This window comes from Halomonas sp. OfavH-34-E, from assembly GCF_024124525.1.
Taxonomy (GTDB): domain Bacteria; phylum Pseudomonadota; class Gammaproteobacteria; order Pseudomonadales; family Halomonadaceae; genus Halomonas; species Halomonas litopenaei.
In genome coordinates, this window is sequence record NZ_JAMXRY010000050.1 from 1 (window position 1) to 13,695 (window position 13,695).

The window sequence follows — 13,695 nt, forward strand, 5'->3', positions numbered from 1 at the left end:
GCCGCCGCACGTACGGGCGGCCGCCAGGAGGCCTCGACGTCACCTCGCGGTGCGCGTCAGCAGACGGTGCGCGCACAGGGGCAGTGGCAAGCCTGGCTGCGCCACCATCGCGCCATGTGTGTGGACAGCCTGCGCCGGCTGGTGCGCCAGCCGGTGGGTAGCCTCTTGACCATGCTCGCCATCGCCATCGCCCTGGTGCTGCCCAGCGCCCTGTGGCTGTCACTGGACAGCGCCAAGCTGGTGGACGCCGAGCTGGACGCCAGCGCCACCCTGACGGCCTACCTCGACAAGGGGGTGAGCGAGTCCGAGACCGGTCGCATCCTGGAAGCGCTGGAGGCTCAGTCGGAGGTCGCCGCCACCGAATTGATCACCGCCGAGCAGGGCATGGCGGAATTCCAGCAATCCCTGGGGCTCGATGATGCCCTGGCGCGGCTCGACGAGAATCCGCTGCCCGCCGCGGTGGTGATCTCGCCGACGACGCCGTCTCCGGAGGCCATGGCGGCGCTGTCCGAGCGCCTGTCGGCGATGTCCGGGGTGGCCGAGGTGCGCCTCGACCTGGCCTGGATCGAGCGTCTGCGGCAACTGGCTGAGCTGGGTCGTCGCCTGACCCTGGCGCTGGGGGTGCTGTTTGGTCTGGGCGTGCTGCTGGTGGTGGGCAACACCATCCGCCTGGCGGTGGAGAACCGGCGCAAGGAGATCGAGGTGGTGACCCTGATCGGCGCCACCCATGCCTTTGTACGCCGACCCTTTCTGTACAGCGGCGCCTGGTATGGCCTGGGCGGCGGACTGCTGGCGTGGGGGCTTCTGACCCTGGGCAGCGACTGGCTGGCGGCGCCGGTGGCATCGCTGGCGGCCAGCTACGGCGCGCACTATCAGCTACCGACCCTGGGCCTTGTCGGCTCTACAACATTGCTGACTTGTAGTACACTATTGGGCTGGTTGGGAGCCTGGATCGCCGTCAGCCGCCACTTGGCGGGCATCAAGCCACGCTAGCGGCAACAGGTAATCACCCGTTTCTTGTACGGTTTCGTCGGATGTCTACGACCAAAGGGGAACTTCTTCCTATTTTTATCCTCCAAGGTGCATCCGAAATCTTGTTGGTCTTCGAGGAGACAACCTGCACATGAGCAACAGTCTTCTGCCGGTGGGTCATCTTTCACCGGGGCACGACCTCAACGGCTATATTCAGGCCGTCAATCGCATTCCGCTGCTGACGGTGGATGAAGAGCAGGACCTGGCCCATCGCCTTCAGCAGGAAGGCGATCTGGAAGCCGCCCGCCGTCTGGTCATGTCCCATCTGCGTTTTGTCGTGCACATCGCACGCAGCTATTCCGGCTATGGACTTCCCCAGGCTGACCTGATTCAGGAAGGCAACGTCGGCCTGATGAAGGCCGTCAAGCGTTTCGACCCGACCCAGGGCGTACGCCTGGTGTCTTTCGCGGTGCACTGGATCAAGGCCGAGATCCACGAGTTCGTGCTGCGCAACTGGCGCATCGTCAAGATCGCCACCACCAAGGCCCAGCGCAAGCTGTTCTTCAACCTGCGCGGCGCCAAGAAGCGCCTGGCCTGGTTGAACAGCGACGAGGTCGACGCCATCGCCAAGGACCTGGACGTCAAGCCCGAGGTGGTGCGCGAGATGGAAGGTCGTCTGGCCTCCCATGATGCCGGCTTCGATGCTTCACCGTCCGAGGACGAGGATTCGGCCTATCAGGCACCGGTTCACTATCTGGACGACGCCAGCCAGGACCCGGCGACCCAGCTCGAGGACAGCGACTGGGAGCAGGACGCCACCCGCCGCCTCCAGGGCGCGCTGGCCGAGCTCGACGAGCGCTCGCGGGATATCCTGAGCCAGCGCTGGCTCGCCGAAAACAAGGCGACCCTGCATGAACTGGCCGACGTCTATGGTGTGTCCGCCGAGCGCATTCGTCAGCTCGAGAAGAACGCCATGAAGAAGATCCGCGAACGTCTGGGTGATAGCATGGCGGCCTGACCGCCATCGATTGCGCCAGCCGCTGGCAGGACGAAAACGCCCGAACCTCACGGTTCGGGCGTTTTCAGTTGTGGCTGAGCTTGTACCAGGGCGACTGCCACAAGGGCTGTAGGGTGGTTGCCTGAGCCGCTATACCAGCCGCTATACCAGTCGCTACACGCCCTGGTACCAGCAGCCTAGCCCTGGGCGCTGGCAGCACCCGTTAGGCCGCCAGCGGCGGCTGCGCGGCGGGCAATGTCGCCCAGCGCCTCGTCACCGGCGCTGAGATCGCGAAAGGCGCCCATGGCGCCGAGCAGGGCCGAGCTCTCGTAGGGCACGAACACACGCTCTCCCTGCTTGGCCATCTCCGGCAGCATCGAGATATAGGACTGGCCGAGCAGATAGCCGATGACCGCCCTGGAGCTCTTCTCGCCTTCGCCCATGGCACCCAGTACCAGCTCGATGGAGCGACTTTCGCCCTGGGCACGCAGAATGGCGGATTCCTTGTCGCCCTGGGCGTTGAGGATCGCTGACTCCTTCTGGCCCTGGGCCTTGGCGATGGCCGCGGCCTTTTCGCCCTCGGCCTCGGTGACGGTGGCTCGACGGCGACGTTCGGCGGACATCTGCAGGTGCATGGCCTCCTTGACCTCCGTCGGCATCTCGATGTCCTGCACCTCGATGCGATTGATCGCCACCCCCCACTTGGAGGCAGGTTCCTCCATCTGTTCCTTGATCTTGGCGTTGACCTCGGCGCGGGACTCGAAGATCTTGTCCAGCTCCATCTGGCCGACCACCGAGCGCAGCGTCGTCTTGGCCAGTACCTCCACCGCCTGACTCATGTTCTCGATCTTGTAGACGGCGTTGGCCGGATCGATGATCTGAAAGTAGATGGCGCCGTCGATGCGCACCGTCACGTTGTCGGTGGTGACCACCGGCTGGGACGGGAAGTCCATGACCGACTCGCGCAGGTCGATGCGGGTCTCCTGACTCAGCACCGGGGTGAACTCCTGGCCCTTGCGCAGGTAGCGCACCATCTTGATCGGTCTTGGCTTGTCGAAGAACGGAACGATGAAGTTGATGCCCTTCTGCAGCGTGCGGTGGTAGGCGCCGAGGCGCTCGATCACCATCACCTCGGACTCCTGAACGATCACCAGTCCCTTGATCACCATGATCACGGCGATGACGACGACCACCAGGGCAATCAATAGCCCCGGATTTATGGCATACGGCAACATGCAGGTACCTCCTTGGTATCGAGAGTGTCGCCCAGGGCGACCGACGGCATCCCGCCGCCGAAAGCCAGCTTAGGCAATGGGCGGGCGAGTGGCGATAGCGTCTGGCGGCCGCTGCCCGAACGAGCGCATGACCGGGATCAAGAACCTTCGCCGGCGGGACGGACCACCGCCTGGGTGCCCTCGAAGCGGACCAGCGTTACCTCGTCACCCGGACGAAGGGCAGGACCTCTCCCTGCTTCGTCCGCCAGGCTGGCACGGTAGAGATCACCGTCGAGCTTGATGCAGGGTGCGTCATCGAAGTCGCGGCTGACCAGCACGAAGCGTTGACCGCGGCCTCCACCGCTGCCAGCCACGCCGAAGCCTTTTTTCGCGCCTCGGCCGCGTCGTCTGAGCTGTCGAATCGCCAGCGGCACCAGCACGGCGCAGGCGAGCGCCAGGACGATCAGTTGCAGGGTGAAAGTGGCGCCCAGCCAGGCGGCCAGGGCGGTGAGGGCGAGCGCCGCCGCCAGGGCCAGCAGCACGTAGGAGCCGGTCAGCAGCTCGACCAGCAGGGCCGCGAGTCCGGCCAGTAGCCACCACAGCGCGGGAGATAGAAAATCCATGAGGGGCCTCTTGGAAGCAGCGAAATGACGTCCTGTCCTGTCCGATTCTGCGCCGCCTGCCGTGGCCCGGCAAGCCGGTGAGGCCCGCAGACGACAGCGCCACCGCGATTGCGGTGGCGCTTGGCTGAATGTGAGGAGGCCCGAAAGGCTGTCGTGTTACGGGGCTTACCAGTACCCCAGCACCTTCCACCGTAGAGAGTCTGCGACACCGACCCAGACGGTCAGGTTGACCAGGCTCCTGCCCTGATCAAGAGCGGACCCGCCTTCCGGGCGTCTTGCCAGTACCCCAGCACCTTCCACCGTAGAGAGTCTGCGACACCGACCCAGACGGTCAGGTTGACCAGGCTCCTGCTCTGATCAAGAGCGGACCCGCCTTCCGGGCGTCTTGCCAGTACCCCAGCACCTTCCACCGTAGAGAGTCTGCGACACCGACCCAGACGGTCAGGTTGACCAGGCTCCTGCCCTGATCAAGAGCGGACCCGCCTTCCGGGCGTCTTACCAGTACCCCAGCACCTTCCACCGTAGAGAGTCTGCGACACCGACCCAGACGGTCAGATTGACCAGGCTCCTGCTCTGATCAAGAGCGGACCCGCCTTCCGGGCGTCTTACCAGTACCCCAGCACCTTCCACCATAGGCTGCCGACACCGACCCAGACGGTCAGGTTGACCAGGCTCATCACCAGTCCGGCCTTCCACCAGGTGCCGAGTTCCACATAGCCGGAGCCGAAGATGATCGGGGCGGTGCCGGTGGCGTAGTGGGTCAGCGACATCATCAGCGAGGAGGCGCCGGCCAGCAGCAGGGCGATGTACAGGGTAGGGATGCCGAGGGCGATACCGGCGGCCAGGAAGGCGGCGTACATGGCGGTGATATGGGCGGTGGTGCTGGCGAAGAAGTAGTGCGCGTAGAAGTAGACACCGGTCAGCGCCAGGGCCATGCCGAACCAGCCCATATTGAAGCTGCTGATGCCCTCCTCGATGACCCCGGAGAACCAGCCGATCAGTCCGAGCTTGCCCAGGAAGCTTGCCATCATTACCAGAGCGGCGAACCACACGATGGTGTCCCAGGCGGACTTCTCGCCGAGAATGTCATCCCAGGTCAGCACATTGGTGACCAGCAGGATGGACAGTCCCAGCAGCGCCACCGCGGTGGAGTTTACCTTGAACTCGGGGCCGAACAGCATCGCCGGGATACCGGCCCACAGGATCAACAGCAGGCCGAACACGCCGATCATGATCTTCTCGGCGCGGTCGAGCGGGCCCATGGCGGTGAGCTGCTCGCGGGCGAAGGAGGTGGCGTCCGGGGTGCGCTTGAGCTCCGGCGGATACAGCACGTACAGCACCGCCGGCATCAAGGCGATGGCGACCAGGCCGGGCAACAGCGCGGCCAGCGCCCACTGGGTCCAGGTGATCGAGATGGCGGAGTCGGTGGCCTTGGCGATCAGGTCGACGATCAAGGGGTTGGGGGCCGTTGCGGTGATGAACATGGCCGAGGTGATGGGGTTGGCGTGATAGTTCACCAGCGCCAGGTACTCGCCGATCTTCTTGCTGGTGCCGGACTCGGGGGAGGAGCCGAAACTGTCGGCGATGGAGCGCATGATCGGGTGCATGATGCCGCCACCCCGGGCGGTGTTGCTGGGGGTGATCGGGGCGATGGTCAGCTCCGCCAGGGACAGGGCGTAGCCGATGCCGAGGGTGCGTTTGCCGAAGGCGGCGATAAAGGCGTAGCCGATGCGGTTGCCCAGCCCCGTCTTCGACAGCCCGCGGGAGATCATGATGGCCAGGCCGATCAGCCAGATCAGCGGGTTGGAAAAGCCCGAGAGGGCGTCGGAGACCGCGCCCTTGGAGCTTTCAGGGTTGGTGACGCCGGTCAGCGCGACCACGGTGATGGCAATGATCGCCAGGGCGCCGATGCGCATGGTCTTGCCGATGATGGCGGCGATGGTGGCGACGAAGATCGCCAGCAGGTGCCAGGCCTCGGGATTGACGCCGTCAGGTACGGGGATTACGAACCAGAGCGCCAGCCCCAGGGTCACCGAGACCAGGGCGGGAAGCGGTTTGAATGCGAGCATAAGCGAGCTCCTTTGGGGAAGATCGAGTGATCACCTCTCCGCAGAGAGAATCCGAAGGTGTTGTGCTCATTTACGCATAGACGAAGCGACGTCCGAATGACGGACATCAAGCAGAAGTACGACTTTCGTCGAAATGGTCATGTCGAGTGCAACTTGCGTTGAGGAGGTCGCAGCGCCAAGGCAGGAGATAACGGTGCAGGAGTTGGGTGAGGGCTGCAGCCGACGCCATGCCGGGAACTGCCCGGCATGGCGCGAGAGGAGGTGAACGGTCCCTAGTCGGGCTTGATCGCGGAGCGGCCGCTGCCCAGGAACATCATCGCCAGGGCGCCGAACAGGAACATGCCCTGCAGCTCCAGCGCCCAGCCGCCGCTACTGGTCAGGCTGAACAGCTCACCCATATGCGCCAGATAGATGGCCACCACCATGTTGCCGGCGATCAGCAGACCGGCGATGCGAGTGTTCCAGCCGAGGATTGCCATGACAGGTGCGACGACTTCGCCCAGCAGGACGCCATAGGCCAGCACAGTGGGCAGGCCATGGGAGGCCAGGGTTTCACCGATCCAGGACAGGCTGCCGGGATTGATCAGCTTGCTGACGCCGTGCAGCAGGATCATCACGCCAAGGGCCAGGCGCAGGATCAGCTTTCCCAGGTCGTCGTTGTCGAGGGCGTTGAGCATGGTGACTTCCTTTTCACTAGGGGCTTTTTTGACTCGAGAGCCTTTCACTTCTGGCGTTGGGCAGAAAACAGTCGCGCCGAGTTGTCCGAGACTTCGCAGCATGATCGCGATGACGTCGGCATGGTGCCTTCGGTCGCAACACCAGAATCACCGAAACGGTCGGACCACGCAGGCAATTCTGGCATATTAGGCTTTATCCAGATGACTCAGCTGCAAGGAAGATAGCATGGTTCCGTCACGACTTCGCCGCACCGCCGCTTTCGCTCTTTTCACCCTGGCGCTCAGTGCCTGCTCCAGCCAGCCTGGGCCCACGGTGGGTGGGGGCGACACGGCGGCCCCGGGCAGCGTCTCGAGCCCGCTGGTCGGCAAGCGCTGGAACCTGTTGCTGGTGGGCACCAGCGATCGCCTGTCGATGCCGCAGAAGCCGTACTTCGAGGTGGCTTCCGATGGCAGTGTCAGCGGCAGCGACGGCTGCAATCGCTTCACCGGCACAGTGAGCTTCGGTGACAGCCAGCGTATCGACTTCGGTGAACTGACCGCGACTCGCATGGCCTGTGCCAATCCCCAGGGGGCCCAGCAGGTCCGCGACATGCTCGACAACGCCTATCGCTACCTGATCGACCACGATCGACTGGTGTTCTTCGGCCCCAACTCGCTGGTGCTGGGCGGTTTTCGCGACGCTAGCTGACCGGGCCAGTGTTCATCGGGGCGATCAGCGACTCCAGTTGTCCCTCCTGGGCGCGGTACTCGAGATGTCGGCCGCAGCGCGGCTTGCATGATGCAGGCAGGATCGCAGGCTGTGCTTTCGCTGTTGGAAGCGATCCAGCCACCGGGGATGGATCGCCACCACGCGCACCGGAACGGAAGCTAGTCCCAGCAATTGCACGATGGCCAGGCGGTGTGAGCCGCCGTAGCCGAGCACGACCTCGCCATCCCGGGTAATCAATACCTGCATTTCGTCATCGGGGTGGCGACTGTCGTCGGGGTGTTGGCGAGCCAGTTCTTGCTGGGTCTTGTAGCCGTGTCGGCGAATGCCGTGGTAGGCACGAGACAGCGTCTCGAAGTAGCGAGCGATATCCTCCTCGCTGCGACACCAGTAGGCGCCTTGCTGTGCCGGGTCGGTGCACTCGCCGGAACGATAGCGAGCCACCGCTTGATGCATCTGGGCGTACTGGGCGGTCTCGTGGAAGTGCCTGTCGTGGGCGAAGATGTCCTCGACTGCAGCGGTCTCGTTCAGGCGTGCCTGGCAAAGTGGTGCAACATGGCCGAGGTCCCAGTCGCCTTCACTGATCAACTCACGGCTCAAGCCAGGGCGCGTGACGCAGCGCGCGATGCGACTTGGGTCGATATCGACCAGCGGCAGGTCGTTGGCATTCAGCCAGCGACGTTGAAGGTCGACACGGCCACACAGCTCGGCCAGGTACAGCAGGGCACGCCGTGTTCGGCGACGAAGGCGTGGCAGGGCGGCGAGCCCGGCAGTGCCAGGGAACGCCAGGGGGGAAAGGCCCGAGTGCGTCATGCTGTGCGCGTCTATTGTTGTTGTAGTCGTTGGTATGGTCGTTGTTCGCTCTGTTGTCTTATCTGCGGCCGAATCGGCGATTGGCCTGAAGGAGCGGCTGTGCTGACAGCTTCACTGTGCCGCAAAAAGCTTTAATAGAAGAAACTGAATTTTGTAGTCATACCGTCATCTCTGTGTCGTATCCGATCAGGCTGAGGCGACGCAGACGGTTGCCTTAGGCGAGGGGCAGGCACGAATCAAGAGCGATGTTATGACAGGGGGGGCTGGATGGCCTTCAGCAACGAAGAGAGAGCAGCATTGCTGGCGCTTCACGGGGTAGGGCCGACCGTCGTCAGCCGTTTTGAGCAGCTTGGCATCGACTCCTTCGAGCGTCTGGCGACGTTCGAGTCCCGGGAGATCGCCGAGCAGGTGGCATCGATGCTCAACACCAGCTGCTGGAAGAATTCGCCACGCGCCCTGGCGGCGGTGGAGGCCGCCATCGTGCGTGCCAGGCAAGGACTCAAGGTAGGCTGAGACCCTGACTTGAGATCATGGCGGACAAAAAAGCGCCGCCCCCGCCAGTGGCGGGGGCGGCTCGGGTGGTGCTGACGTCGTGCCGGCTTGGGCCGGGACTCGACTAGAGCGCTGCGACTACAGGGCCGCGATCTTGTCGCGCTGTTCGACCAGCACCCGGCGGGCGGCCTGGTACTCCTCGAGCTTGCCGCGCTCCTTGTCGATGACGGCGGCCGGGGCCTTGGCCACGAAGCCTTCGTTGGCGAGCTTCTTCTCGACGCCGCCGATCAACTTGTCCTGCTTGTCGATCTCCTTGCCCAGGCGGGCGAGCTCGGCGTCCTTGTCGATCAGGTCCGCCATCGGCACCAGTACTTCCATGTCGCCGACCAGCTGGGTGGCAGACAGCGGCGCCGTGCTGGCGTCATCGAGCCACTCGATGGACGACAGCTTGGCCAGCTTGGACAGGAACAGGCGGTTGGCGCTCAGGCGCGCCTGGTCGGCCTCGCTGCCCTTGGTCAGCAGGGCGTCGAGCGGCTTGCCCGGGGCGATGTTCATCTCGGCGCGGATATTGCGCACCGCCACGATCACCCCCTTGAGCCATTCGATGTCGCGGATCGCGTCCTGGTCGATCAACGCCTCATCCGCCAGCGGCCAGGCCTTGGCCATCAGCGAGTCGTTGTCGCCTTCCAGGGTGCCGGCGAGCGGCGCCACGCGCTGCCAGATCTCCTCGGAGATGTACGGCATCATCGGATGGGCCAGGCGCAGGATGGCTTCCAGCACCCGCACCAGGGTGCGCCGGGTGCCGCGCTTGGCGGCCTCGCTGGCGCCTTCGTCCCACAGTACCGGCTTGGACAGCTCCAGATACCAGTCGCAGTACTCGTTCCAGACGAAGTCGTAAAGCGCCTGGGAGGCGTGGTCGAAGCGGAACTCCTCCATCGCACGAGTGACCTGATCCACCGTCTGCTGCAGGCGGGCCTCGATCCAGCGGTCGGCCAGCGACAGCTCGACCTCGCCGCCTTCGCGGCCGCAGTCCTCGTTCTCGGCGTTCATCAAGACGTAGCGAGAGGCGTTCCACAGCTTGTTGCAGAAGTTGCGGTAGCCGTCCAGCCGGCCCATGTCGAACTTGATGTCGCGACCGGTGGTGGCCTGGGACAGGAAGGTGTAGCGCAGGGCGTCGGTGCCGTGGGCCTCGATGCCGTCGGGGAACTCCGAACGGGTCGCCTTGGCGATGGCCTTGGCCTTCTGCGGCTGCATCATGTTGCCGGTGCGCTTGTCGACCAGCGCCTCCAGATCGATGCCGTCGATCAGGTCGATGGGGTCGAGCACGTTGCCCTTGGACTTGGACATCTTCTGGCCCTGGCCGTCACGCACCAGGCCGTGGACGTAGACCGTCTTGAACGGCACCTCGTCGGTGAACTTGAGGGTCAGCATGATCATCCGCGCGACCCAGAAGAAGATGATGTCAAAGCCGGTCACCAGCACGCTGCTGGGATGGAAGGTCTTGAGCTCTTCGGTCTGCTCGGGCCAGCCGAGGGTGCCGAAGGTCCACAGACCGGAGCTGAACCAGGTGTCGAGTACGTCCTCGTCCTGGGTCAGGGCGACGTCGCCTGCGATGCCGTGCTTTTCGCGGGCCTCGGCTTCGGTGCGCGCCACATAGACGTTGCCCTCCTGGTCATACCAGGCAGGGATACGGTGGCCCCACCACAGCTGGCGCGAGATGCACCAGTCCTGCAGATCACGCATCCACGAGAAGTACATGTTCTCGTAGTTTTTGGGCACGAACTGGATGTCGCCGTTTTCTACCGCCTCGATGGCCGGCTTGGCCAGGGTCTCTACCGCCACGAACCATTGATCGGTCAGCAGCGGCTCGATCACGTCACCGGAACGATCGCCGTAGGGCAGGGTGTTGTTGACCGTTTCGGTCTTCTCGAGCAGGCCCTTGGCCTCCATGTCGGCGACGATGGCCTTGCGAGCGGCAAAGCGGTCGAGGCCGGCGTAGGCCGCAGGCAGGCTAGTGTCGATGTCGGTCAGCGGACGGCCCTGGATGTCGAAGGCCTCGGCGGCTTCGAGGATATGGGCGGTCTTCGAGAAGACATTGATCAGTGGAAGACCAGCGCGCTTGCCGACTTCATAGTCGTTGAAGTCGTGGGCCGGGGTGATCTTCACGCAGCCCGAGCCCTTGTCCATGTCGGCGTGCTCATCGGCGACGATGGGGATGCGACGGCCGACCAGCGGCAGCTCGACAAACTTGCCGACCAGCGAGGCGTAGCGCTCGTCGTCGGGATTGACCGCCACGGCGCTGTCGCCGAGCAGGGTCTCGGGGCGGGTGGTGGCGACCACCAGATGGTCGAGGCCGGCGTCGGTGGTGACACCGTCGGCCAACGGATAGCGGAAGTGCCAGAACTGACCCTGCTGGTCGCGATTCTCGACCTCGAGATCGGAGATGGCGGTGTTCAGCGTCGGGTCCCAGTTGACCAGGCGCTTGCCGCGATACACCAGATCCTCTTCGTACAGGCGGACGAAGACCTCCTGCACCGCCTTGTAGAAGCCCTCATCCATGGTGAAGCGCTCGCGGCTCCAGTCGAGGCTTGCGCCCATGCGACGGAGCTGGCGGGTGATATGGCCGCCGGACTCATGCTTCCATTCCCACACCTTGTCGATGAAGGCCTCGCGCCCCAGGTCGTGGCGCGTCTTGCCTTCCTCGGCGGCGACCTTGCGCTCCACCAGCATCTGGGTGGCGATGCCGGCGTGGTCGGTGCCCACCTGCCACAGGGTGTTGCGACCCTGCATCCGCCGCCAGCGGATCAGGGTGTCCATGATGGTGTCCTGGAAGGCGTGACCCATGTGCAGGCTGCCGGTGACGTTGGGCGGCGGAATCATGATGGCGAAGGGGTCGCCCTTGCCCGAGGGCGCGAACCGTCCGTCGTTTTCCCAGCGCTCGTACCAGCGGGCTTCGATGCTTTCGGGTTGGTAGGTCTTGTCCATGGGGTACTCTTGCTAGCGGAGCCCGGGGCATGCCAGGCACGAGACAGAGGCTCGCGCATGGCGCTGGGCTTGGAGTTCGACAGCCGGCGCTCGGGCTCGCAAGCTTCCCGCCGAAGAGCGGTTGCGCGAGTGAGGCCTGCGAAAAATGGGCTCGATTATACCCTGATCCGACGCGGGGCGTCAGGGGCTGACGGGATGACCGGCAGTGTCCAGAGGATTTGGTGACAGGAGCCTACCCCTGACCCTTGAGGTGGTGCGGTGTGACCGGGTAGCCGCGCTGCTTGTAGGTTTTCCAGCACTCGCGCTTGACTGTCAGCACGTCCTGGTGCTGGTTGATGATCTCGGCCACTCGCTCGAAGCGAGAGAACCACTCGGGGATTTCCGGCGACAGATTGAGCATCGCCTGGGGCGGCGGGTCGAGGCTTTGCGGCGGGCCCTGCCAGCCGATGGTGACGGGGACCGGCCTTGCGTTCTCGATACCGGCCTCGTGCGACCCGCCGCCGGGCTCTTGCATACCGGCCCCGCCCCCAGCCGCTCTTGCATCGGCCCCGCCCCCGGGCTCTCTTGCATCGGCCCCGCCCCCGGCCGCTCTTGCATCGGCCCCGCCCCCAGCCTCGAGCGCATGGGGGACGAAGGCGTCGGGACGAAAGTCCCACAGACGCTGGTCGAGCTCCCGGGCCATGGCTTCGTCTTCGGCGTACAGGTAGAGCCGATAGCCCTTGCGGGCGATGGTCTCGGTCAGCCGACAGGCGAAGGCGAGGCGGGCCTCGAGGGTGGTGTCCGGCAGGATGTAGAAGTCGATCTTGGTCATGCGCTCTGACTTGATGGCTGAACGAAGGCCGCCCGGGGGCGGCCTTTTAGTAGGGAAGGAGCCGGATCAGGCAAGACGGGTCAGCCAGCCATGGGTGTCTTCGACACGGCCGTACTGGATGTCGAGCAGACGCTTGCGCAGTCGGCTGGCCACCTCGTTGCCCTCGGGGTGCTCGATCACGCCGTCCTCGCTGACCAGTCGCCCGATGGGGGTGATGACCGCGGCGGTACCGCAGGCAAAGACTTCGGTGATTTCGCCGGAGGCCACGCCATCGCGCCACTCGTCGATGCTGATGGGGCGCTCTTCCGGGGTCAGGCCTTCATCCTTGGCCAATTCGAGCATGGAATCCCGGGTCACCCCCTCGAGGATGGTGCCGGTCAGGCGCGGGGTGACCAGGCGGCCGTCGCGGGTGACGAAGAACAGGTTCATGCCGCCGAGTTCCTCGATCCAGGTGTTTTCCACGGCGTCGAGGAAGGCCACCTGGTCGCAGCCGTGGTCGGCGGCTTCCTTCTGGGCCAGCAGCGAGGCGGCGTAGTTGCCGCCGCACTTGGCGTAGCCGGTGCCGCCGGGGGCGGCGCGGTTGTAGTTCGACGACAGCCAGATCGATACCGGCTTGACCCCACCCTTGAAGTAGGCCGCCACCGGCGAGGCGATGACGTAGAAGTCCACCTCCTTGGACGGGCGCACGCCAAGGAAGGCCTCGGAGGCGATCATGAAGGGGCGCAGGTAGAGGCTGGATTCCTCGGCTGCGCTTGCCGGCGTCGGCACCCAGTCGATGTCCTGGGCGACCAGTGCCTTGACCGCACCGATGAAGTCCTCGTCGGACAGTTCCGGCAGGGCCAGGCGACGGGCGCTGGCGCGAAAGCGCGCGGCGTTCTTTTCCGGGCGGAAGGTCCAGACGCTGCCGTCGGCGTGGCGGTAGGCCTTCATGCCCTCGAAGATTTCCTGGGCGTAGTGCAGCACCGAGGCGGCCGGGTCCAGTGACAGCGGGCCGTAGGGACGTACCTGATGGCCGTGGAAGCCGGCGTCCTCGGTCCAGCGGATGTGGGCCATGTGGTCGGTGAAGTGACGACCGAAGCCCGGGTTCTCGAGAATGGTGTTACGGATGCTCGCGTCGGTGGCGTTGGCGTTGGGCTCGAGCGAGAAGCCTTGGATGGACACGGGTCGTTCTCCAGAATCGTATCGCGCCGCAAGGGCTCTGCGGCGACAGCGGATCGAGGTCGAGTCAGGGGGCTCGACCGGGATGGGGTGGGCAGGCATCGCGCCTGCCGATGGAATCAGAATGACACAGGCTCGCCCTTTCGGGAAAGCCTGTGGGTCGGGAAAGCCTGTAGGA

Annotated in this window: 12 protein-coding genes; 4 read left to right on the top strand and 8 right to left on the bottom strand. The window is 64.8% G+C overall.

Features of this window, described 5'->3' with window-relative positions; translation table 11 throughout:
- Positions 1-66 precede the first annotated feature (66 nt).
- Positions 67-993 (top strand): permease-like cell division protein FtsX, encoded by a 927-nt coding sequence (gene ftsX / locus NH448_RS18500; protein WP_253029225.1) that lies wholly within the window; start codon positions 67-69, stop codon positions 991-993.
- A 130-nt stretch (positions 994-1,123) separates the two neighbouring features.
- Complete coding sequence (rpoH, locus tag NH448_RS18505; protein ID WP_045991302.1) at positions 1,124-1,990, top strand: RNA polymerase sigma factor RpoH; 867 nt, start codon at positions 1,124-1,126, stop codon at positions 1,988-1,990.
- A 176-nt stretch (positions 1,991-2,166) separates the two neighbouring features.
- Here rpoH and NH448_RS18510 read toward each other — a convergent pair whose 3' ends face one another.
- The 4 genes from NH448_RS18510 to NH448_RS18525 form a co-directional block, all read right to left on the bottom strand.
- Entirely contained in the window at positions 2,167-3,201 is a 1,035-nt protein-coding gene (locus NH448_RS18510) for an SPFH domain-containing protein (RefSeq protein ID WP_253029226.1), read from the bottom strand.
- A gap of 140 nt (positions 3,202-3,341) precedes the next feature.
- Positions 3,342-3,806 carry an NfeD family protein gene (locus NH448_RS18515; RefSeq protein ID WP_253029213.1) on the bottom strand — a complete coding sequence of 155 codons (465 nt, stop codon included), beginning with the start codon at positions 3,804-3,806 and terminating at the stop codon, positions 3,342-3,344.
- A 605-nt stretch (positions 3,807-4,411) separates the two neighbouring features.
- Entirely contained in the window at positions 4,412-5,875 is a 1,464-nt protein-coding gene (locus tag NH448_RS18520; protein ID WP_213230498.1) for a DASS family sodium-coupled anion symporter, read from the bottom strand.
- 272 nt (positions 5,876-6,147) lie between these two features.
- A complete protein-coding gene (locus NH448_RS18525) occupies positions 6,148-6,552 on the bottom strand; it encodes a DoxX family protein (protein ID WP_213230496.1) in 405 nt (134 codons plus the stop codon).
- A 226-nt stretch (positions 6,553-6,778) separates the two neighbouring features.
- Between NH448_RS18525 and NH448_RS18530 the strand changes: the two genes are divergently transcribed.
- Complete coding sequence (locus tag NH448_RS18530; protein WP_108131218.1) at positions 6,779-7,240, top strand: META domain-containing protein; 462 nt, start codon at positions 6,779-6,781, stop codon at positions 7,238-7,240.
- 24 nt (positions 7,241-7,264) lie between these two features.
- Here the strand turns inward: NH448_RS18530 and NH448_RS18535 are convergent, their stop codons facing one another.
- A complete protein-coding gene (locus NH448_RS18535; protein WP_253029214.1) occupies positions 7,265-8,071 on the bottom strand; it encodes a hypothetical protein in 807 nt (268 codons plus the stop codon).
- 267 nt (positions 8,072-8,338) lie between these two features.
- Here NH448_RS18535 and NH448_RS18540 point away from each other — a divergent pair, with 267 nt between their 5' ends.
- On the top strand, positions 8,339-8,584 hold the full coding sequence (locus tag NH448_RS18540; RefSeq protein ID WP_222515695.1) for a helix-hairpin-helix domain-containing protein: 246 nt from the start codon (positions 8,339-8,341) through the stop codon (positions 8,582-8,584).
- 117 nt (positions 8,585-8,701) lie between these two features.
- On the opposite strand, the gene NH448_RS18545 is transcribed toward NH448_RS18540, so the two are convergent.
- The 3 genes from NH448_RS18545 to NH448_RS18555 form a co-directional block, all read right to left on the bottom strand.
- Complete coding sequence (locus NH448_RS18545; RefSeq protein ID WP_253029215.1) at positions 8,702-11,548, bottom strand: valine--tRNA ligase; 2,847 nt, start codon at positions 11,546-11,548, stop codon at positions 8,702-8,704.
- Positions 11,549-11,780: 232 nt separating this feature from the next.
- Positions 11,781-12,359, bottom strand: coding sequence for a DNA polymerase III subunit chi (locus tag NH448_RS18550; protein ID WP_253029216.1), 579 nt, complete (start codon positions 12,357-12,359; stop codon positions 11,781-11,783).
- A gap of 66 nt (positions 12,360-12,425) precedes the next feature.
- A complete protein-coding gene (locus NH448_RS18555; RefSeq protein ID WP_045994721.1) occupies positions 12,426-13,520 on the bottom strand; it encodes a branched-chain amino acid aminotransferase in 1,095 nt (364 codons plus the stop codon).
- Positions 13,521-13,695 lie beyond the last annotated feature (175 nt).